The sequence below is a fragment of the Polaromonas sp. P1_F4 genome, from assembly GCF_056405675.1.
In genome coordinates, this window is sequence record NZ_JBFUBP010000001.1 from 496,775 (window position 1) to 516,912 (window position 20,138).

The 20,138-nt window shown below is 58.5% G+C and carries 20 protein-coding genes and 1 tRNA gene; 17 read left to right on the forward strand and 4 right to left on the reverse strand.

Annotation, left to right across the window (positions count from 1 at the left end; genetic code table 11):
- Positions 1-10 precede the first annotated feature (10 nt).
- Entirely contained in the window at positions 11-889 is an 879-nt protein-coding gene (locus tag AC1DYQ_RS02400; RefSeq protein ID WP_477685413.1) for an ABC transporter permease, read from the forward strand.
- Here the strand turns inward: AC1DYQ_RS02400 and AC1DYQ_RS02405 are convergent.
- Entirely contained in the window at positions 834-1,781 is a 948-nt protein-coding gene (locus AC1DYQ_RS02405; protein WP_477685414.1) for a DMT family transporter, read from the reverse strand. The two genes, AC1DYQ_RS02400 and AC1DYQ_RS02405, sit on opposite strands and share 56 nt — an antisense overlap.
- Before the next feature lie 171 nt (positions 1,782-1,952).
- Between AC1DYQ_RS02405 and AC1DYQ_RS02410 the strand changes: the two genes are divergently transcribed.
- The 12 genes from AC1DYQ_RS02410 (at position 1,953) to AC1DYQ_RS02465 (ending at position 12,910) form a co-directional block, all read left to right on the forward strand.
- Positions 1,953-2,387 (forward strand): gamma-glutamylcyclotransferase family protein, encoded by a 435-nt coding sequence (locus tag AC1DYQ_RS02410; protein ID WP_477685415.1) that lies wholly within the window; start codon positions 1,953-1,955, stop codon positions 2,385-2,387.
- Between the two features lie 323 nt (positions 2,388-2,710).
- Entirely contained in the window at positions 2,711-4,030 is a 1,320-nt protein-coding gene (gene aceA, locus AC1DYQ_RS02415) for an isocitrate lyase (protein WP_457280344.1), read from the forward strand.
- Positions 4,031-4,197: 167 nt separating this feature from the next.
- Positions 4,198-4,377: a hypothetical protein gene (locus tag AC1DYQ_RS02420; RefSeq protein WP_431095808.1), complete on the forward strand. Its 180-nt coding sequence runs from the start codon at positions 4,198-4,200 to the stop codon at positions 4,375-4,377.
- 288 nt (positions 4,378-4,665) lie between these two features.
- Complete coding sequence (gene thrS, locus AC1DYQ_RS02425; protein ID WP_477685416.1) at positions 4,666-6,573, forward strand: threonine--tRNA ligase; 1,908 nt, start codon at positions 4,666-4,668, stop codon at positions 6,571-6,573.
- A gap of 95 nt (positions 6,574-6,668) precedes the next feature.
- Positions 6,669-7,268, forward strand: coding sequence for a translation initiation factor IF-3 (infC, locus tag AC1DYQ_RS02430; RefSeq protein WP_457280968.1), 600 nt, complete (start codon positions 6,669-6,671; stop codon positions 7,266-7,268).
- A gap of 207 nt (positions 7,269-7,475) precedes the next feature.
- Positions 7,476-7,679, forward strand: a complete 204-nt coding sequence (gene rpmI / locus AC1DYQ_RS02435) for a 50S ribosomal protein L35 (protein ID WP_007870723.1) — start codon at positions 7,476-7,478, stop codon at positions 7,677-7,679.
- Positions 7,680-7,704: 25 nt separating this feature from the next.
- Entirely contained in the window at positions 7,705-8,064 is a 360-nt protein-coding gene (gene rplT, locus AC1DYQ_RS02440) for a 50S ribosomal protein L20 (protein ID WP_348046678.1), read from the forward strand.
- Positions 8,065-8,239: 175 nt separating this feature from the next.
- A complete protein-coding gene (gene pheS / locus AC1DYQ_RS02445; protein WP_477685417.1) occupies positions 8,240-9,304 on the forward strand; it encodes a phenylalanine--tRNA ligase subunit alpha in 1,065 nt (354 codons plus the stop codon).
- A gap of 32 nt (positions 9,305-9,336) precedes the next feature.
- Complete coding sequence (gene pheT, locus AC1DYQ_RS02450) at positions 9,337-11,763, forward strand: phenylalanine--tRNA ligase subunit beta (protein ID WP_477685418.1); 2,427 nt, start codon at positions 9,337-9,339, stop codon at positions 11,761-11,763.
- A gap of 48 nt (positions 11,764-11,811) precedes the next feature.
- Complete coding sequence (locus tag AC1DYQ_RS02455) at positions 11,812-12,138, forward strand: integration host factor subunit alpha (RefSeq protein WP_457280348.1); 327 nt, start codon at positions 11,812-11,814, stop codon at positions 12,136-12,138.
- A 171-nt stretch (positions 12,139-12,309) separates the two neighbouring features.
- A complete protein-coding gene (locus tag AC1DYQ_RS02460) occupies positions 12,310-12,798 on the forward strand; it encodes a MerR family transcriptional regulator (protein WP_477685419.1) in 489 nt (162 codons plus the stop codon).
- Positions 12,799-12,833: 35 nt separating this feature from the next.
- A tRNA-Pro gene (locus tag AC1DYQ_RS02465) sits at positions 12,834-12,910 on the forward strand.
- 165 nt (positions 12,911-13,075) lie between these two features.
- Here AC1DYQ_RS02465 and AC1DYQ_RS02470 read toward each other — a convergent pair.
- From AC1DYQ_RS02470 to AC1DYQ_RS02480, 3 genes are all read right to left on the reverse strand, one after another.
- Positions 13,076-14,269, reverse strand: coding sequence for an amidohydrolase family protein (locus AC1DYQ_RS02470; RefSeq protein WP_477685420.1), 1,194 nt, complete (start codon positions 14,267-14,269; stop codon positions 13,076-13,078).
- Positions 14,270-14,299: 30 nt separating this feature from the next.
- Positions 14,300-14,998: a TetR family transcriptional regulator gene (locus tag AC1DYQ_RS02475; protein ID WP_477685421.1), complete on the reverse strand. Its 699-nt coding sequence runs from the start codon at positions 14,996-14,998 to the stop codon at positions 14,300-14,302.
- Positions 14,999-15,100: 102 nt separating this feature from the next.
- Entirely contained in the window at positions 15,101-15,874 is a 774-nt protein-coding gene (locus AC1DYQ_RS02480; RefSeq protein ID WP_477685422.1) for a ferredoxin--NADP reductase, read from the reverse strand.
- Positions 15,875-16,236: 362 nt separating this feature from the next.
- Here AC1DYQ_RS02480 and AC1DYQ_RS02485 point away from each other — a divergent pair, with 362 nt between their 5' ends.
- Genes AC1DYQ_RS02485 through AC1DYQ_RS02500 form a run of 4 tightly spaced genes read left to right on the forward strand, consistent with a single transcriptional unit; the run spans position 16,237 to position 20,089 of the window.
- Positions 16,237-17,874 (forward strand): 6-hydroxynicotinate reductase, encoded by a 1,638-nt coding sequence (locus AC1DYQ_RS02485; protein ID WP_477685852.1) that lies wholly within the window; start codon positions 16,237-16,239, stop codon positions 17,872-17,874.
- Between the two features lie 11 nt (positions 17,875-17,885).
- Positions 17,886-18,794: a UPF0280 family protein gene (locus AC1DYQ_RS02490; RefSeq protein ID WP_477685423.1), complete on the forward strand. Its 909-nt coding sequence runs from the start codon at positions 17,886-17,888 to the stop codon at positions 18,792-18,794.
- A gap of 22 nt (positions 18,795-18,816) precedes the next feature.
- Positions 18,817-19,458: an amino acid synthesis family protein gene (locus AC1DYQ_RS02495; protein WP_477685424.1), complete on the forward strand. Its 642-nt coding sequence runs from the start codon at positions 18,817-18,819 to the stop codon at positions 19,456-19,458.
- Between the two features lie 46 nt (positions 19,459-19,504).
- Positions 19,505-20,089, forward strand: coding sequence for an amino acid synthesis family protein (locus tag AC1DYQ_RS02500; protein WP_477685425.1), 585 nt, complete (start codon positions 19,505-19,507; stop codon positions 20,087-20,089).
- Positions 20,090-20,138: the final 49 nt, after the last annotated feature.

A 20,138-nucleotide genomic window follows, 5' to 3' on the forward strand; every position in this document is an offset into this window, starting at 1 on the left:
GAAAGAAGCCATGAGAACCTTCCTGCGCCTGGCAGAAGGCAACGTAGGCCGGATCTGGATGGGGCTGGTGTACCTTTTCCTCTATATCCCGTTGATTTTCCTCATCGTCTTTTCATTCAACAGCACCCGGCAAGACGGTGTTTTCACCGGCTTTTCAACGCGCTGGTATGAGGCGCTGCTGTCGGACTCGCGGTTGGTGGAAGGTTTTTTTCTGTCGCTCAAGGTGGCGCTGATCACCGGCACGCTGTCGGTGGTGCTCGGCAGCTTCGCTGCCTTTGTACTGGTTCGCTATTTGCGCTTTACCGGGCGTACGCTGTTCTACGGGTTGGTCAACGCGCCCCTGGTCATGCCCGAGGTCATCATCGGTCTGGCCTTGCTGCTGCTGATGGTGGCGGTGCAGCGCACCATCGGCTGGCCGGACCGGGGTTTCATCACCATCGTGACGGGGCACACCTTGCTCGGCATGGCCTACGCCACCGTGGTCATCCAGTCGCGGCTCAGCGAAATGGACCGCACCCTGGAAGAGGCCGCCATGGATCTGGGCTGCCGGCCTGTGCAGGTGTTCTTTCTGGTGACTTTGCCCAGCATTGCGCCGGCGCTGGTGTCGGCCTGGCTGCTCACCTTCACACTGTCGTTTGACGACGTGGTGATCTCCGAATTCTTGTCGGGGCCCGGCGTGACGACCTTGCCGCAGGTGATCTTCAGCTACGCCCGCCGCGGTGTGAACCCGTCGATTTACGCAGCAGCCACGATTTTGATCACGGTGGTGTCGTTGGGCATCATTGCCTACAGCATCTCCGTGATGCGCCGGCAAAAACGGCTGGACCGCGAAATCAGTGCGGCGGCTCGACCGGAACAGGCTTTCCCGGACCCCGTCCGGGCAAAGTAGCCAGCACGACGCCGGTCAGCGCGATGGCAAAAGCGCCGATCTGGGTGCCATTGAGCTTTTCTCCCAGAACAATGACGCCGACCGCTGCAGCGCTGACCGGCAGCAATACGGTGAAAACGCCGGCCTGATTCGCCGGAATCGTCCTGAGCCCGGTCATCCAGAGCCAGACCGTCCATACGCTGGCCGCGAGCGAATAAAACAGCAGCAACAGCCACGCGGAGGGCGCCACCTTGCCAAAGTCAAATCCCCAAGCCATCCAGAGGCCGAAAGGGGTGACGAGGGCAAAGCCCCAGAGGTTGATCAGTGCGGTGATGCGTTTGGGGCTGAGTACGCCGGTCAGCTTCTTGCCGATCACGGCGTAGGCCGCTTCGCATAAAACCGCGCCCACCAGCAGCAAATTGCCCAGCCAGGCATTTCTGTGTGCCAAATCGGCCTCCGGGCCAATGCTGACGGGCGCAACCAGCTCATTTTTTGATAGCGAAACAAGCCCAATGCCGACCACCGCGCAGGCTACAGCGCCCCATACGCGCGCACCGATGCGTTCCCGCAGGAAGAGCCAGCTCATCAGCGCAATGGCTGCCGGAATGGAAGCCATGATCACACCGGCCGCAACCGCGCTGGTCATGCTCACGCCGAACAGCATGCAGATGGAAAACAGGAAATTGCCCAGAAAGGATTCGAGGAACAGCAGTCGGCCGGTTTGCCGGCTCATGGGGACTTCGCCCGCCGGTTTTTTCAGCCAATGCAGCATGGCGGTGCCACCGATGCCAAAGCGCAGCCAGGCCAGCAGAAAGACGGGGAAAGCGATGACGAGGGGTTTGGAAAGCGCCACGTAGCTGCCAACGAGCGACATGCTGAGCGCCAGGCAGGCGTAGGCCACGATTCGGTTCATTAAACTGGAGGCTCCTGTGGTGCGGGCCATTGCGGAGGCCTGCGTTTGTACCGGCCGGGAACGGCCTGGCAGAGGTTGAAATCATGCCTTAATTTCAGAGGGGCATTGCCGGTTACACGCAGCCTGGACAGCCCACAATCCGATGACGACTCTGGCGACGACACTCTAACAATGGCTCAATCTCCTTTCCGTTATGTTTTTGTTTACGGCACCCTGCGCAAGGGTGAGCAGCGCGACATCAACCATTTGCAGCCGCCACCCCGCTGGATAGGGCGAGCCAGCGTGGCAGGCGTGATGCACCATCTGGGTAGCTATCCAGGCCTGACGCTGACCGGCCCGGGCACCGTTCAGGGAGAGGTGTATGCCGTGGCGCCCGAGCTGGAGCGTGTGCTGGATGAAATCGAGGAGGTCTGGCCGCAGCAGACCGGTGAATACACCAAGCGCGAGGTGGCGGTGCAGCTTGAACCGGTACCCGGGTCTGGCCAACCAGAGCGCGCGCGGGAACTGGTGTGTTTCCTCTATGAGATCGCCCCCGAACGGATTCACGGCAAACCGGTGATTACGCTGGGCGATTGGGTGTTGCATCGAACCGGTGGCGCTGGCTGAGTCGTTCGCAAAGGGCTTGTCGACCTTAGGAAGAGGGTCAGGGCTGAGGTGCGCGCCTGACCACCAATGCAAGCCGTCCTTCACATTTCATCATTCAATAAATTGATTCCGTAATGTGGAATTAATAAATGCTGCAGTGCAAAATTATTTCTCAATATGAGAGATTGAATTTTGCATGACGATAAATTTAATAAATATCGTTGATTTTATTGTGTTTTATTTTTGTCTTATATAAGACATAAGAGCTTCACAAGGTCTTGTAGAAGACTTAAAGTTGATCCATCGAATTCGCCATTTCTTTATTTCAACCTACGGAGCCCACCATGCCGCAAACCCTGACCGAACAATTGAGCCGCGACCAGCAAATTTCCGCCCTGGAAAAAGACTGGGCCACCAACCCGCGCTGGAAAGGCATCAAGCGCGGCTACAGCGCCGCCGACGTGGTGCGCCTGCGCGGATCCTTTCCGATCGAACACACGCTGGCTCGCCGCGGTGCTGAAAAACTGTGGGATCTTCTGCACAACGAGCCTTATGTGAATTGCCTGGGCGCGCTGACAGGCGGCCAGGCCATGCAGCAGGTCAAGGCCGGCGTCAAGGCCATCTACCTGTCGGGCTGGCAGGTTGCGGCAGACAACAACAGCTACTCCGCCATGTACCCGGACCAGTCCCTGTACCCGGTGGACTCAGTGCCCAAGGTCGTTGAAACCATCAACAACACCTTCCGCCGTGCGGACGAGATTCAGCACTCCAAAGGCATTGATGCCGGCGACAAAGACTACATCGATTACTTCGCACCCATCGTGGCGGATGCTGAAGCCGGTTTCGGCGGTGTTCTGAATGCCTTCGAACTGATGAAGGCCATGATCAAGTCTGGCGCAGGTGGCGTGCACTGGGAAGACCAATTGGCTTCCGTCAAGAAGTGCGGCCACATGGGCGGCAAGGTATTGCTGCCCACCCGTGAGTCCTGCCAGAAGCTGATTGCCGCGCGTATGGCGGCCGACGTCTGCGGCGTGCCCACGCTGGTGATTGCCCGCACCGATGCCGAAGCCGCTGATTTGCTGACTTCCGACTACGACGAGATCGACAAGCCTTTCCTGACCGGCGAACGCACGGCCGAAGGCTTCTACAAGACGCGCAAGGGTCTGGAGCAAGCTGTGGCTCGCGCTAACGCCTATGCCCACTACGCCGACCTGGTGTGGTGCGAAACCGGCACGCCTGACCTCGACTTCGCAAAGAAATTCGCTGACGCCGTGCACAAGGTTCACCCCGGCAAGATGCTGGCCTACAACTGCTCGCCGTCTTTCAACTGGAAGAAGAACCTCGACGATGCCACCATCGCCAAGTTCCAGCGCGAGCTCGGCGCCATGGGATACAAGTACCAGTTCATCACGTTGGCTGGCATTCACTCCATGTGGTACAACATGTACGACCTGTCGCAAGACTACGTCAAGCGCGGCATGACGGCTTACATCGAGAAGGTGCAGGAGCCCGAATTCGCAGCACGCGACCGCGGCTACACCTTTGTGTCGCACCAGCAGGAAGTTGGCACCGGTTACTTTGATGAAGTGACCACCGCGATCCAGGGCGGCAAATCCAGCGTGACCGCACTGACCGGCTCTACCGAAGAAGAGCAGTTCCACTGATCTCACCTGACCGACGATTACCCAGACGCTTGCGCCCTTGAAGCGCAGCTTTTCAGCCCGGACAGGACTTAGGGCCTGTCCGGGCTTTTTTACGGGCGTTTTTTAGCGTAGAGTGCAGTTTGTTACATAAAACACAAGATGTGCATCATTAACCGGAGGAGGTTGCCGTGTCGGAATTAACCGTGGGTTTCAAGCGTGTTCCCTGTCCCGATTGCAATGGCACCGGCGAACTGCGCATTGAAAGCGAAAACATCAATGAGCATTTTGAAGTCGAAAAACAAACGGTGATCACCGAATGTCCGCGTTGCCTTGGCCTGGGATTTTTGCCGCCGGCCTCACCGCAATAGGGCTTTGTGGCGTGCGGCAAACAGGCCGCCGGCGAGCTGTCTGCAAGCTGCCGTAAAATAGCCGCATGCAATCAATCAAGCTGGAAACAGGAAGGATCGTTCGGGTTATGACACCGCGAACTACGCCCTCGTCCGTTTTCTGGAGTCATCCAGGGCGCTAGTCCGCACCCCTTGGTGATTGTTAGCTACTGATTTCATAGCTTAAATCCATATCCCCCCATCAAAGCGCGGCAGGTTCCGCGCTTTTTTGTTTTTCCTGATTCCAGCCTGCTTATAAAAGTTATTCCCATGATTCAAATCACGCTCCCCGATGCTTCCAAGCGCGAATACCCCCAGGCCGTCACGGTGGCCGAAGTCGCTGCATCAATCGGCACCGGCCTGGCCAAAGCGGCCCTGGGCGGCAAAGTTGACGGCAAGGTGGTCGACACCAGCTACCTCATCGACAAGGACAGCTCGGTTTCCATCATCACAGCCAAGGATGCTGATGGGCTGGACATGATCCGCCATTCCACGGCCCACTTGCTGGCCTACGCCGTCAAGGAGCTGTTCCCGGATGCGCAGGTCACCATAGGTCCGGTGATTGAAAACGGGTTTTTCTACGATTTCTCCTACAAGCGTCCGTTCACGCCGGAAGACCTGGTGGCGATCGAAAAGCGCATGACCGAACTCGCTGCCAAAGACGAACCGGTAACCCGCCGCGTGCTGCCGCGCGATGAAGCCGTGGCGCATTTCAAGAGCATAGGCGAGCATTACAAGGCTGAAATCATTGCGAGCATTCCCGCCAACGAGGATGTGTCGCTCTACCGCGAAGGCGCTTTTGAGGACCTGTGCCGCGGCCCCCACGTGCCCAGCACGGGCAAGCTGAAGTTCTTCAAGCTCATGAAGGTGGCCGGCGCCTACTGGCGCGGCGATCACCGCAATGAAATGCTGCAGCGCGTTTACGGAACGGCCTGGGCCACCAAGGATGAGTTGCAGCAGTACCTGACGATGCTCGAAGAGGCTGAAAAACGCGACCACCGCAAGCTCGGCAAGGAACTGGATCTGTTCCACATTGACGACCATGCGCCCGGCCTGGTGTTCTGGCACCCCAAGGGCTGGACGGTCTGGCAGGGCGTTGAGCAATACATGCGCAAGGTCTACCAGGACAACGGCTACCAGGAGGTTAAAGGCCCGCAGATCATCGACAAGACGCTGTGGGAAAAAACCGGCCATTGGGACAAGTACCGTGACAACATGTTCACGACCGAGAGTGAAAAGCGCGAATATGCGCTCAAGCCCATGAACTGCCCGGGCCACATCCTGATCTTCAAGCAGGGCATCAAAAGCTACCGCGACCTGCCGCTGCGCTACGGTGAGTTCGGCCAATGCCACCGCAACGAGCCTTCCGGCGGGCTGCACGGCATCATGCGCGTGCGCGGCTTCACGCAGGACGACGGTCATATTTTCTGCACCGAAGATCAGATCCTGAAGGAATGCGTGGACTACACGACCTTGCTGCAGAAGGTGTACACAGATTTCGGCTTCAAGAACATCATCTACAAGGTCGCCACCCGTCCCGAGGCCCGCATCGGGTCGGATGAAAGCTGGGACAAAGCCGAGCACGCCTTGATGGAAAGCCTGCGCGCGTCCGGTTGCGAGTTTGAGATTGCCCCCGGCGACGGCGCTTTTTACGGCCCGAAGATCGAATACACGCTGAAAGACGCCATCGGCCGCCAGTGGCAGTGCGGCACCATGCAGGTCGATTTTTCGATGCCGGAACGTCTGGACGCCGAATACGTGGGCGAAGACGGTAACCGCCACCGGCCTGTGATGCTGCACCGCGCGATTGTGGGTAGCCTGGAGCGTTTTATCGGGATATTGATCGAGGAACACGCCGGCGCGCTGCCGACCTGGCTGGCTCCCGAGCAGGTTTCGGTGCTCAATATCACCGATTCCCAGGCTGAATACGCCCGGGAAGTTGCCAAAACACTGCAAAATCAAGGGCTTAGGGTCAATCTGGACCTGCGCAACGAGAAAATTACGTATAAAATACGGGAGCACTCGATGAAAAAGCTGCCGTATATCCTTGTCGTAGGCGATAAGGAGAAAGCGGCAGGTGCCGTTGCAGTGCGCGCCCGGGGTAACAAAGACCTTGGAGTGATGCCTCTCGAAGCCTTCGCTGAAACGATCGCTTCCGACATCGCGAAAAAAGCCTGATTTTTAACAAAATTGTTGATGAATTTGGCCTGTCGTCCTTACGGGACGGGCGCAAGCAGCTATAGCTTTTATAGCAAGAGTTAAAGGATAGAACCATCGCTACTGAATTTCGTGACCGCCGTCACCGTGAAGAACGCAAGCATCGCTTGAACCGTGAAATCATGGCCCCTGAAGTACGTCTGAGCGGGCCAGACAATGAGCCGCTGGGCATTGTCAGCATCACCGAGGCACTGCGCCTTGCGGGTGAGGCCGATGTGGACCTCGTCGAAATCTCCCCCACAGCGGTTCCACCCGTGTGCCGGTTGATGGATTACGGCAAGTTCAAGTACGCCGAGCAGAAGAAGGCGGCGGAAGCGAAGTCCAAGCAAAAAGTGATCGAGATCAAGGAAATCAAATTCCGGCCCGGCACTGACGATGGGGACTACAACATCAAGTTGCGCAACATCAAGCGCTTCTTGGAAGAAGGCGACAAATGCAAGATTACCTTGCGTTTTCGCGGTCGCGAAATCACGCACCAGGAACTGGGCTTGGCCCTGCTGGCGCGTATTCGTGATGAGTTGGCCGATTTGATTGTGGTGGAGCAGTTCCCCAAGCTTGAAGGCAGGCAGATGGTCATGATGATCGCGCCGGGCCGTAAAAAACCGGGTGCTGCCAAGCCGGCGGCCGAGACGGCTCCGGCACCGTCCGCAGCCTGAGGCTGGCGGGCAGAGGGTAAAGATAAGGGGCGCTTTGCGGCGTTCCGGTGAAAGCAGGTGCAAGCCGGCTTTCCAAAAGCAGAAGGGTCAAACCTTTTGCGAGCAGTGAGAAGTCGCAAGATTTCTCGCTTAACAAGTGTCTCGGGGCCATCAAGTCTGCGGAAGGTTCGCAGCGCCTCACGAGCACAAATGAAAAGGAGCATTTACATGCCCAAAATGAAGACCAAGAGCGGCGCTAAAAAGCGTTTCCGCGTTCGTCCGGGTGGTACCGTCAAGCGCGGCCAAGCCTTCAAACGTCACATCCTGACCAAGAAGACCACCAAAAACAAACGCCATCTGCGTGGTGCGGTGACTGTTCATGAGACCAATATGGGTCACATGGCACAGATGCTCCCAGGCCAGGGCATTTAATTAACGACGAACAAGGAGTACACACATGCCTCGCGTCAAACGTGGTGTAACGGCTCGCGCCCGCCACAAAAAAGTTTTAGCCCTTGCAAAAGGTTTCCGCGGCCGCCGCGGCAATGTCTTCCGTATCGCCAAAGAAGCGGTAATGAAGGCTGGGCAATATGCCTACCGTGACCGCCGTACCAAGAAACGCGTGTTCCGCCAGCTGTGGATCGCCCGTATCAACGCTGCAAGCCGTTCATTCGGCTTGACGTACAGCCAGTTTGCCAATGGCCTGAAGAAAGCCGGCATCGAGATCGACCGCAAGGTTCTGTCCGATATGGCCATTCATGACAGCGCTGCTTTCGGCGCCATCGTTGAACAGGTGAAAGCCAAGCTGGCTGCCTGATTTTCAAGCCGGGCAGTGTTGGTGCTATTAAATCAATAGCTGCTTGCGCAAGAAAATAAAGGGCTGGAGCTTGAAAAGGCTCTGGCCCTTTTTCATGGCCCTTCCTGCAGTATTCCCGGAACAAGAGTGCTGCTGAAAGCGCCTTCGCTATTTTGTATTTCGAACAAGAGAACACATGACTCAACCCGATGCCCTCCAGGAACTGGTCAGCAGCGCCCAGGCCAGTTTTGCGCAGGCCAACACACCCGCCGATCTGGAAAACGCCAAGGCGCAGTTCCTGGGAAAAACCGGCCGCGTCACGGAATTGATGAAAGGCATGGCCGCGCTCAGCGTCGAAGAGAAGAAGTCCCGTGGCGCCGCCGTCAACCTGGCCAAGCAGGCCATCGAAGCCGCGTTGACCGAGCGCCGTCAGGCTCTGGCGGACGCCGAATTGCAAAAGCAGCTCAAGGCCGAGGCGCTCGACGTGAGCCTGCCCGGCCGTCAGCGCACGCAGGGCGGCTTGCATCCCGTGTCACTGACGCTGGAACGCATCGAAGGCATTTTCAGCTCCATGGGTTTCGACGTGGCCCAAGGTCCCGAGATCGAGACCGACTGGTTCAATTTCACTGCGCTCAATACACCTGAAGACCATCCTGCACGTTCGATGCACGACACCTTCTATGTGGAGGGCGGCACCGAGACAGCGCCCAACCTGCTACGCACCCACACCAGCCCCATGCAGATCCGCTATGCCGTCCAGCATGTCAAAAAGCACCGCGCGCTGATCGATGCCGGCGGCCGCATGCCGGAGATACGTGTCATCGCGCCGGGCCGCACTTATCGCGTAGACAGTGACGCCACCCACTCCCCCATGTTCCACCAGTGCGAAGGCCTGTGGATTGGCGAGAACGTCAGCTTCAAGGATCTCAAGTTCGTCTTTACTGATTTCTGCCGCACCTTCTTTGAAAGCGACGACCTGGTGCTGCGTTTCAGGCCCAGCTTCTTCCCCTTCACCGAGCCCAGCGCCGAGATCGATATTCAGTTTCAGACTGGCCCACTCGCAGGCCGTTGGTTGGAAGTAGCCGGCTCTGGCCAGGTGCACCCGAACGTGGTGCGCAACATGGGGCTGGACCCCGAGAAATACATCGGCTTTGCCTTCGGCATGGGCCCTGACCGCCTGACCATGCTGCGCTACGGCGTGAACGACCTGCGTCTTTTCTTCGACGGCGACATCCGCTTCCTCTCCCAGTTTCAGTCCTGAAATAACAAGAACAAGAAAAACAAGGTTAGACCATGCAATTCCCAGAATCCTGGTTGCGCGAATTCTGCAACCCGCCTTTGACGACCCAGCAGCTCGCCGACACACTCACCATGGCCGGCCTGGAGGTCGAAGAACTCAAGCCGGTGGCGCCTCCGTTCACCAGGATTGTTGTTGGCGAAATCAAGGAAGCCGTCCAGCATCCGGATGCCGATCGCCTGCGCGTCTGCCAGGTCGACGTGGGGCAGGGCAGCCTGCTCAACATCGTTTGCGGTGCACCCAACGCCCGCGTCGGCATCAAGGTGCCATGTGCCCTGGTCGGCGCCGAGTTGCCTCCCGGTGAAGACGGCAAGCCCTTCCTGATCAAGGTCGGCAAACTGCGCGGCGTGGAAAGCCAGGGCATGCTGTGCTCCGCGCGCGAACTCAAACTCTCCGAAGACCACGGTGGCCTGCTCGAACTGGCGGCCGATGCGCTGCTGGGCCAGGACATCCGTGAATACCTAAAGCTCGACGACACCCTGTTCACCCTCAAGCTCACGCCCAACCTGGCGCATTGCCTGAGCGTGTATGGCGTCGCGCGCGAAGTCGCGGCGCTCACGGGTGCCCCGCTGAAGACGCCGGCCATTCACGCCGTGACGGCCGCTGACACCACGAAGTTGCCGGTCAAGATCAGCGCGCCCGACTTGTGCGGCCGCTTTTCCGGCCGCGTGGTGCGCAACGTCAATACGAAAGCCACCACACCACAATGGATGGTCGATCGCCTGGCCCGCTGCGGCCAGCGCAGCGTGACGGCGTTGGTCGACATCTCCAACTACGTGATGTTCGAGCTGGGCCGTCCCTCGCACATCTTTGACCTCGAAAAAATCCATGGCGGGCTCGATGTCCGCTGGGGCAAGCCCGGCGAGACGCTCAAGCTGCTTAACGGCAATACCGTGACGGTTGACGAAAAGGTCGGCGTGATTGCCGACAACGCGCAGGTGGAGTCGCTGGCCGGCATCATGGGCGGCGATGCGACCGCCGTCTCGGACGACACGAAACATGTCTACGTCGAAGCCGCCTTCTGGTGGCCCAAGGCCATCGCTGGTCGCTCGCGCCGTTATAACTTCTCGACCGACGCAGGCCACCGTTTTGAGCGAGGCGTTGATCCCGGGCAGACCGTCGAGCACATCGAGCGCATCACCCAGCTGATCATCGACATCTGCGGCACACCGGAAACGGTGTGCGGCCCCATGGATGACCAGCAGATTAACGTTCCCAAAGCGGTGCCAGTCACTTTGCGGGTGGCGCGTGCAGCCAAGGTGATCGGCATGCCGCTCACACAGGCTCAATGCCTCGATGCGCTCCAGCGCCTCGGCCTGCCGGTGACGCAGGGCGAGGGCACGTTGACCGTGACACCGCCCAGCTACCGCTTTGATCTGCAGATTGAAGAAGATCTCATTGAAGAAGTGGTGCGCATGGTGGGCTACAACCAGCTTCCCGAGACGCCGCCGCTGGCCCCCATCACCGCCAGGTTGCGCGCTGAAGCCGAACGCAGCCCCTTTGGCGTGCGTCGCGCCCTGGCGTCACTGGGTTACCAGGAAACCATTAACTTCAGCTTCGTGGAAGAGCGCTGGGAGCATGAGCTTGCCGGTAATCCCAACCCCATCAAGCTGCTCAATCCCATCGCCAGCCAGATGAGCGTGATGCGCTCCTCGTTGCTGGGCTCGCTCCTGCAGGTGCTCAAGTTCAACCTGGACCGCAAGGCGCCCCGCGTGAACGTGTTTGAACTGGGCCGCGTTTTCCTGCGTGACGCAGATGCCCAGAACACCGATACCACCGTGGCCGGCTTCAACCAGCCCATGCGTGTGGCTGGCTTGGCCTATGGCCCTCGGGCGGCACTGAACTGGAGCCAGCCTGACAAGGGCGTGGATTTTTTCGACATCAAGGGCGACGTGGAGGCTTTGCTCGCGCCGCTTCAGGCTGTCTTTTCGCCTGCGGCGCACCCCGCCATGCACCCCGGCCGCTGCGCGAGCGTGTCTGTAGGCGGCAAGTCGATCGGCTTTGTGGGCGAGCTGCACCCGCAGTGGCGCCAGGGCTACGACCTGGCCCAGGCGCCGCTCCTGTTTGAGCTGGAATTGGATGCCGTGCTGCAACGGCCGGTGCCCGAGTTCAAGCCGGTCAGCAAGCTACAGCCGGTAGAGCGTGATATCGCCGTCATCGTGGCGGAGGGTGTCAGCCATGCCGCGCTGATGTCGGCCATCCATGGCGCCAATACGAAAGGACTGCTCAAGGGAGCGACGTTGTTTGACGTCTATCGGCCGCAGCAGGCAAGCGCGAACATGCAGCTCGGCGAAAAAAGCCTGGCGGTGCGCTTGGTGCTTTCGAGCGGCGCCGCTACACTGACAGACGAGGAGATTGAGGCGGCCGTTCAGTCGGTGCTCGACAATCTGCAAGGTCAGTTGGGTGCCCGCTTGCGGGCCTGACCTTTCACGAATACCGCTCACAATAAAAGTCGCCAGGAGTACCGTTGCATGGATTTTTCTGTAGAAAGCCTGGAAACCCCGGCGCTGACAAAGGCGCATCTGGCCGAGTTGCTGTTTGAACAGATCGGGCTCAATAAACGCGAATCAAAAGACATGATCGACGCGTTTTTTGACTTGATCTCGGACAGCCTGGTGGACGGAAATGACGTGAAAATTTCCGGATTTGGTAATTTCCAGATTCGCACCAAAGCTCCTCGCCCCGGTCGCAACCCGCGAACCGGCGAAGCCATCCCCATTGAGGCCCGCAGGGTGGTGACATTTCACGCCAGCCATAAGCTCAAAGACCAGATCCAGGGCGAAACTGTTGCCGAATAAGTACTAAACCCGGTGGCTTCGTCCGCCGGATTTACGTATACGAGTAGGTGTTTGTAATTAAATGTCACCTGTGTGACGGAACAACACATACCAAAAAACCAGCGCAACTCTTTGCGCTAAGTTTCGACTTAGAGTAGATTTGGAGGTTTCCTCCTTAGCGCATTGATTTAATTGGAGAAAACGCTCCCACCCATTCCCGCGAAACGCTATTTCACCATCGGTGAAGTCAGTGATTTGTGCGGTGTCAAACCTCACGTGCTCCGTTATTGGGAGCAAGAGTTCACGCAACTACGCCCGATGAAAAGGCGTGGCAACCGCCGCTACTACCAGCACCATGAGGTGCTGATGATCCGCCGGATCCGTGATTTGCTCTATGACCAGGGCTTCACCATCAGCGGCGCACGCAACAAGCTTCAGGAAATCGTTCAGACCGAACGCGACAAGCGGCGTAATGGCGAAGTCATGCTTGATGGCGTGGAGGTGCTGGAAGGCGGCGAATCCCTGCTGGAGGATTTTGAGGATTCCAGTGACCACTCGGACTTCGAAGACAGCGAGCCGGATGGCGCGGATTTGCCCAGTGGCAGCGCGGCTCAGCAACGACTGCAATTGGTACGGCGCGAGTTGTTTGAAATTCGTGATCTCCTCAGCGCCGGGCACTGAGAAGCATTTTCGGCACGCTATAATAAAAGGCTTGTCGGTGTGTGGCGCAGCCTGGTAGCGCACTTGCATGGGGTGCAAGGGGTCGAAGGTTCGAATCCTTTCACACCGACCAATAAAACCAACAGATAGCCGGTTAGCAACGCTAACCGGCTTTTTTGTTTTTGGATCGAATGTCTATGTGGCCGGCTAGTCTGCAATCGAAGCCGGCCTGTCATCCGAAGATCAACGGGAGCGGTGGCCTCCTCGGAGCGACGGGTAATGCGCAGGCGCTTGCGTATCAAGCCGGAACGATGCTGGGAATTTGTGTGGCCGGCGGCGTGTTGCGGCTGCGGCCGCAGCGAACCACGCCATCGATCATCACCATGCCCACGCCGGGAATATCCCCGCGTTGAACACTGTCCAGTAGGCCGATGCCTGCGGAGTGCTGGGCTTTGTCCATAAACACCAGGTCGGCGTCACGGCCTGTTTCTATCAGGCCGCAGTTGAGTTTACGAATGCGCGCAGTATTGCCTGTGGCAAAACAGAAAACCAGTTCTGCGGGGATGTTGCCAAGGCTGGAAAGCAGGGCAATGAGGCGCAGCATGCCCAGCGGCTGGACACCGGACCCCGCGGGCCCGTCCGTGCCCAGGATGACGCGGTGGGGGCACTTGAGTTGTAGCGCCGCCTGGGCGGCCGCAATCGCGACCTTCTCGTTCCCGTTATGGACAATTTCGATGGCGCGCGATGATTTCTCACAGAGTTCGCAAACATGTGCTTCCGATAGCGCCGTGTGACCGCCATTGATATGGCCGATGACATCGGCGTCCGCTTCCAGCACCACGTCCTTGTCAATCAGGCCTGAGCCGGGAATGGAAGGGCCACCGGTGTGAATGGTGCTCTGGATGCCGTATTTCCGCGCCCAACCCACCATCTCCTTGGCTTCGTAGCCCGCCTTGACTGAACCCAGGCCCACCTCGCCTAGTAAGGTTACGCCGGCGTCGGCAAGGTCCTTGAAATCCTGTTCGGTCATGCCTTTTTCGATGATGGGTGCACCGGCAAGTACCTTGACGCCGCCTGGGCGGAAGTTGTCGAATGCCCGTTGTGCGGTTATGGCCAGCGCCTTGAGGCCGACAATGTCCTTGGGACGCCCCGGCAAGTGAACCTCGCCAGCGGAAATCATGGTGGTGACGCCGCCGTGCATGGTGGAGTCAATCCAGCCGATCTGGTTCTGGCGCGGCGTCCAGTCGCCAAAAACCGGATGCACATGGCTGTCGATCAAGCCAGGTGCCACGCAAGTCTGGTGCGCGTCAATCACGGTCTGCGCATGCGCCGTATCGCAGTCCTTGGCCTTTCCGATAGCCACGATGAGGCCGTCATTCACGACAATGGTGTCCGCGTCCAGGACAGGTTGGTCGATGTCTCCGGAGAGCAGCAGGCCAATGTTCCTGATGACGACCTTTCCTGATTTTCCGCTTGATGCCGCTTCTGCCATGGGTGGCCTTTCAAATGCGTGGGGTTGAGCTCAAGGATTCAGCATGACGGTGCGCAGCACGGTGCTGATGATGAAGGCCTGCCATTGCGCCAGTGCCTCAGGCGTCTGCAGGTCTTCGCCGAGGAAGGCTGACAGCGTGTGGCGGTTCGAGATATAGAAGTAGCCGGTGGCGGCGATCAGCAGATAGACATTGCGGGCGGAGATATCTGCCCGGAAAATTTTCTTGCGCACACCGCTTTCCAGCAGTTGCCGGATGATGGCGATGGCGGGAGACGAGTAATCCCGGGCGCGCTGGGATTTGGCAATGTGCTTGCCGCGGTGCAGGTTCTCGGTGTTGAGCAGCGTGATGAACTCCGGATTTTTGCTGTAGTAGGACACCACGAAGCAAATCACGTCTGTCAGTGATTCCACGGGGTGCTCGATGTCCAGCGACAACTCGAGCTCGGCATCATTCATGCGGCGGTACATGTCTTCCAGCACTTCGATGAACAAGCCTTCCTTGCTGCCGAAGTAGTAATAAATCATGCGGTCAAATGACTTGGCCGACCTGGATATTTTCTCTACGCTGCCGCCGTCATACCCGTAGCGCGCGAAGACGCGGGTGGCTGCGCGCAAAATGTTGTCGCGCGTGGTCTGGGCGGCTTGCTCCCGTACTCCGGGCCGCTTGGCTACCGTGCGTTTGTTTGTGGCAGTGCGCGGCTTGATGGTTTTGGCCGTCTTCGCTGTCATCTAGAGGTGTCCAGTCGCGGTTTATGCGTGATCAAGCGAGAAGGTGTGAGGAGCAATTTCCCACGGTAATGCAATGAGTTGAAAGCAAACGCTGGGCCATTTTTACTGTTCGGCAAAGGCGCGTTCGATCACAAAATCTCCCGGCTTGGATGTATTGCCTTCGATGAAGCCCTTGCCTTCGAGCATGTGCTTGAGGTCCTTAAGCATCGCGGGGCTGCCGCAGATCATCACCCGGTCATGCGCCGGATCCAGTGCCGGCAACTGCAGGTCGGTCAACATCTTCCCGCTTTCGATCAGGTCGGTGACCCGGCCCATGTTGCGGTAAGTCTCTCGCGTAACGGTAGGGTAGTACAGCAACTGCCTGGAGATCAGCTCACCGAGAAACTCATGTTGGGGCAAGTGGTCCACAACCAGGTCGTGATAGGCCAGCTCGTCTGCCTGCCGCACGCCATGGACCAGCACGATCTGTTCAAACCGTTCGTAAGTCTCCGGGTCCCGGATGATGCTCATGAACGGCGCCAGGCCCGTGCCGGTCGAGAGCAGGTAAAGCCGTTTTCCCGGCAGCAGGTAATCAATCACCAGTGTGCCGGTTGGCTTGCGCCCAACGATGATTTTGTCGCCGACCTTGATGTGTTGCAGCCGCGACGTCAGGGGGCCTTCCGCGACCTTGATGCTGAGGAATTCGAGATGCTCTTCATGATTGGGGCTCACGATGCTGTAGGCACGCAGCAAAGGCTTGTCGTTGACCCTTAACCCGATCATGGTGAAGTGGCCGTTGCTAAAGCGCAGTGAGGCGTCGCGTGTGGTGGTAAAGGTAAACAGGCGATCAGTCCAGTGATGGACGGACAACACGGTTTCTTCATTGAAAGCGCTCATGGTGTTATCAAGGAGTGACGGTGAATTAGAGCGGTTGCGTTAGTGTCTCGTAGCTTCCCGACCAGGATCTGCCAGTTTATGAGTCGATTTTTCCATTGCGCGGCCGATGGGAATGCATGTGACGGCCAAACGGCGCCGCTACAGGGGGAATGTGCCACACTAATGTAGTGAACGCAACATTTAAATTCAGTGTGCACAACATTTTTAGATAAGTTTACGAAGGCCATGTAAATACTATTGCATGAGAAATCCGTATGCGCTACATTGAATCTTACATGTAGTGAATGCAACATGTAAATTAAGTGAGCACTACATTGGTGAATTCGCCCCGGAATGGTGAAGGCGGCAGAAAGACGAGCACGATGACTGAACATACAAAGACGGACGGCTTGCCAGGCATGGATGCCTTGACGTTTCCGCAGGTTTTGGAAAAGGCCCGGCCGCGAAACGAGCGAATGAACAGCGAGAAAATCGAGTGCAATGCCTGCCCGGTTCTATGCCAGATTTCCGAGGGCCGCAGCGGAGCCTGCGATCGCTATGCCAACCATGGCGGAACGCTTGTCCGGGTCGACCCGGTGTTGCTGTTGCGCCGTACGCTGTCCGGCGAGGGGGCGCATATTGTGCCGTTTGCGGGGCGCACTGATGCCGGACTTTCCGCGCCGGAGAATCTGTCCGGTGACGTGGATGGTGCGTCAGTGGTTTCGTGGGATGGCGATCTTCTGCTGGCTGACGAAGTCTTTGTCACGGGTGTGGGTTCGTCCACAACCTATCCCGACTACAAGCCAGCGCCATTTATCGTTTCATCGAAAGCGGCCGGTGTTGATCTGGTCACTGTGGTCACCGAAGGAATTTTCAGCTACTGCAGCTTCAAGGTGAAAATTGACACTGACCGCTTCCTGGGTTCCGAGCAGGCCAATGTACGCTGCAAGGGGGAGGTAATCGGGCATGTGACGACGGCCGAGTATGGCTCGCAGATGTTGTCCCTGGGGGGGGTGCACCACCTGACGGGAGGCAGCAAGAAAGAGGGCCGTGTCACGGTCGAAATGATGAAGGTGCTCGGTAACAAGCAGGCCGTGGAGTTCACGATTGACGGTGGTTCCCAGATACTGATTCAGGCTGGCCGTGCGCCTGTCGTGAATGGCGTTGAGGAAGAACGCATGCGCGTGGGTTGCGGGTCGGCTACGGTCGGAATTTTTGCGAAGCAGTTATTCGGCAAGCTTGACGAGGTGGTGGTGGTCGACGATCACATTACCGGTGTGCTGACCGAGCATCAGGCGGGGCGTTGTCTCGATATGCGTGCGTCAGGTATCCGGATGCGCGGACGAAAGTCCACGCCGGGGCGATATTTTCAGGTGGCCAATCCCGGAACGGGCTGGGGTGGGACAGATATCGCCGATCCCCTGTCCATCATTGAGGCATGGGACGGGAACGTCGCCTGGCCAGGCCTGCGCCTGTTGATGACATCCACTACCGGTGAGCATGCAAGCTGGTATGTGCTCAATGAGGAGCTCGTTCCCGTTGAGCAAGAGATGCCGACGGAAGTACGCCATGTCGTTGAGCGTATCGGTGAAAACTGCGAGCCCTCGCTGGCGACGGTGCTCTTTCTTGCCGGAGCCGGCGGCAGCCTGCGGGCGGGCGTTACTGAAAATCCGGTTTTGCTGACCCGCGCCATCAAGAATTCCCTGGTGAATGTGACCTGTGGTGGGGCTCCTGCCTACGTCTGGCCCGGTGGAGGGATCACCGTGATGGCTGATGTCATGCGCATGCCGGACAACAGCTTCGGAACCGTTCCCACGCCGGCCATCGTAGCTCCCATTGAATTCAGCATGAAGCTTGACGACTATCGCGCGCTGGGCGGGCACATGGACTATGTGCGCACGCTGGAGGATGTGTTGCGTCGCGGTGCCTGGCACAACGAGGGTGCACCTGTAGCCCTGGAATGGGCCAAACTGCCTTCCGCCAACCCTTGGCCTCTGGCGCGTCCTCCCTTATTGGGCTGAGGCGCTTGCACATGAACCCTCAACGCATGCAACTTCCCGATGGGCGCTGGCATTTCCAGCACGGGCCGATGGATATCGTTATTGGCGCCCACGGAAGGCCGGCTGCGGTCGAGGCCGCACATGCCAAAGCGTGGGAGCGTTTCCGCAGTATCCTCGGCGAGCTGGTCGGGGAACTTCATCTTCTGCGGCAGCCGGTACTGGATGAATGCCATCTGGAAGGAGGCATTGCCCGGCGCATGTGGAATGCATGCCACCCTTACCGGCGTGATTTCATCACCCCGATGGCGGCCGTTGCAGGTGCGGTCGCGCAGGAGCTGGTCGCCTGTTATGCCAATAGCGGAATAGACCGCGCCTGGATCAACAACGGCGGCGATATTGCCCTGCATTTGGCGCCGGCGCAATCGGTGCGAATCGGGCTGTATGCGGATCTGGCACGCCTTGATGTAAACGAGGTATTGGCCGGTGTTCATACGGACGGGCAATTCGAGGTTTCCAGTGCAATTCCAGTTCGCGGCGTCGCTACCAGCGGTTGGCGAGGGCGAAGCTTTTCGCTGGGTATTGCCGACAGCGTCACAGTCCTCGCGCGTACCTCCGCGCAAGCGGATGCCGCAGCCACCATGATTGCGAATGCGGTCGATGTTGCCGATGTGCGGATCAAACGCAGCAGAGCTTGTGACCTGAAGGACGACACCGACCTTGGCGAAATGCTGGTGACAGTTGAGGTCCCGTTGCTGGAGGCGGAGACGGTTCGGCGTGCACTGCGCGCCGGGCTTGAACGCGCCCAGGCTCTGCAGGCGGCGGGACTGATTTGGTCGGCCGCGCTGGTTTGTCAAAACCAGCTGATAACCACCTCTGATAAAACATCGCAGCGATTGCAAAAACACAGGGCTGCAGTGCCGGCTGGTTCGGTATTTGCTTAATGAAATGAATGGACCCTACACCATGATTGAAATCCGGCGTATTTTTACGCACGTGGAGCAGATACGGCATGAATTCGGTCCGGTAGCGCCGGTGCCTCTGCTTCGCGGCGCAATTGGCGCGGTGCTAACCAACCCGTTTGCGGGGCGGTATGAGCCCAACATCCTGCCAATGATGGATCAGCTTCAGCCCGTGGGTATCCAGATGGCTGAGCGTTTGCGCGCCGCGATGGATGTGCCGGCCGAACATATTGAGGGTTACGGAAAAGGAGCGATTGTGGGCGCGGCCGGGGAACTGGAGCATGGTGCGCTCTGGCATGTGCCTGGCGGGTACGCGATGCGTGAACTGCTGGGCTGGAAAGGCGATCGCAACGCTTATGCCCGTGGACAGGCCGAGGAAAAAACCGGCCAGCCCGGTAACGCCTTGTCCATTGTTCCTTCCACAAAAAAGGTGGGTGCGCCGGGTACGGCGCTTGATGTTCCCTTGACGCACATCAATGCCAGCTATGTCCGTAGTCATTTTGATGCGATGGAGGTGCGCGTGCCGGGCGCCCCCTTGCCGGACGAAATTGTTTTTATTCTGGCCATGAGCACGGGGCCGCGCATTCATGCCCGGGTAGGCGGCCTGGCCGCCAGCGCCATTGCCAAATGGGATGGTTTGCGTTAAAGCCAATGCACCAGATACCTAGCACGCACTGAGACAAGGAAACACTATGGCAGCCATGATTCGAAAAATTGTTGTGCAGATCGACGAAACGCATATCGAAAATGGGAAAACCGTCACTCCGCCGACACGAAGGGCGTTGGCGATGGCAGTGATCGAAAATCCTTTTTCCGGGGTGTACGCGGAAAAACTCGATGCGCTGATGGACATTGGTGAGGAGCTTGGTGGGTTGCTGGGGCAAAAATGTGTGCAGGCCCTCGGGATTTCGCCGGGTCAGGCCCATAGCTACGGCAAGGCTGCCATCGTGGGCGAGGCGGGCGAGCTCGAGCATGCGGCCGCGATCCTGCATCCCAAACTGGGCGCACCGCTGCGCCTGGCGGTGGAAAAAGGCGCGGCACTGGTGCCCTCAAGCAAAAAACGAGGTGGCCTTGGTACCGCTATTGACGTGCCGCTGGGACACAAGGATGCCGCGTTTGTGCGCAGCCATTTCGATGCCATGGAAGCCCGCATCGCCGACGCTCCCCGCGCCAACGAAATTGTGGTGGCGGTCGTCGTTACGGACAGCGGCCGGCCCCTGCCGCGTGTGGGGGGGCTTCAAACCAGTGAAATCAAGGGGGAGGATGGGTTAAGGTAGCCCCGGGCTGCCAATCCATCGCTCACCGTCATGACCCATCGCCTTTCGC

Coding starts and splice junctions, on each gene's coding strand:
- pheT (WP_477685418.1), top strand. CDS start 9,337: ATGCAATTCCCAGAATCCTGGTTGCGCGAATTCTGCAACCCGCCTTTG.
- pheS (WP_477685417.1), top strand. CDS start 8,240: ATGACTCAACCCGATGCCCTCCAGGAACTGGTCAGCAGCGCCCAGGCC.
- AC1DYQ_RS02475 (WP_477685421.1), bottom strand. CDS start 14,998: ATGACAGCGAAGACGGCCAAAACCATCAAGCCGCGCACTGCCACAAAC.
- aceA (WP_457280344.1), top strand. CDS start 2,711: ATGCCGCAAACCCTGACCGAACAATTGAGCCGCGACCAGCAAATTTCC.
- AC1DYQ_RS02455 (WP_457280348.1), top strand. CDS start 11,812: ATGGATTTTTCTGTAGAAAGCCTGGAAACCCCGGCGCTGACAAAGGCG.
- AC1DYQ_RS02410 (WP_477685415.1), top strand. CDS start 1,953: ATGGCTCAATCTCCTTTCCGTTATGTTTTTGTTTACGGCACCCTGCGC.
- AC1DYQ_RS02485 (WP_477685852.1), top strand. CDS start 16,237: ATGACTGAACATACAAAGACGGACGGCTTGCCAGGCATGGATGCCTTG.
- AC1DYQ_RS02470 (WP_477685420.1), bottom strand. CDS start 14,269: ATGGCAGAAGCGGCATCAAGCGGAAAATCAGGAAAGGTCGTCATCAGG.
- rplT (WP_348046678.1), top strand. CDS start 7,705: ATGCCTCGCGTCAAACGTGGTGTAACGGCTCGCGCCCGCCACAAAAAA.
- AC1DYQ_RS02490 (WP_477685423.1), top strand. CDS start 17,886: ATGAACCCTCAACGCATGCAACTTCCCGATGGGCGCTGGCATTTCCAG.
- AC1DYQ_RS02480 (WP_477685422.1), bottom strand. CDS start 15,874: ATGAGCGCTTTCAATGAAGAAACCGTGTTGTCCGTCCATCACTGGACT.
- AC1DYQ_RS02495 (WP_477685424.1), top strand. CDS start 18,817: ATGATTGAAATCCGGCGTATTTTTACGCACGTGGAGCAGATACGGCAT.
- AC1DYQ_RS02405 (WP_477685414.1), bottom strand. CDS start 1,781: ATGAACCGAATCGTGGCCTACGCCTGCCTGGCGCTCAGCATGTCGCTC.
- thrS (WP_477685416.1), top strand. CDS start 4,666: ATGATTCAAATCACGCTCCCCGATGCTTCCAAGCGCGAATACCCCCAG.
- AC1DYQ_RS02500 (WP_477685425.1), top strand. CDS start 19,505: ATGGCAGCCATGATTCGAAAAATTGTTGTGCAGATCGACGAAACGCAT.
- rpmI (WP_007870723.1), top strand. CDS start 7,476: ATGCCCAAAATGAAGACCAAGAGCGGCGCTAAAAAGCGTTTCCGCGTT.
- AC1DYQ_RS02400 (WP_477685413.1), top strand. CDS start 11: ATGAGAACCTTCCTGCGCCTGGCAGAAGGCAACGTAGGCCGGATCTGG.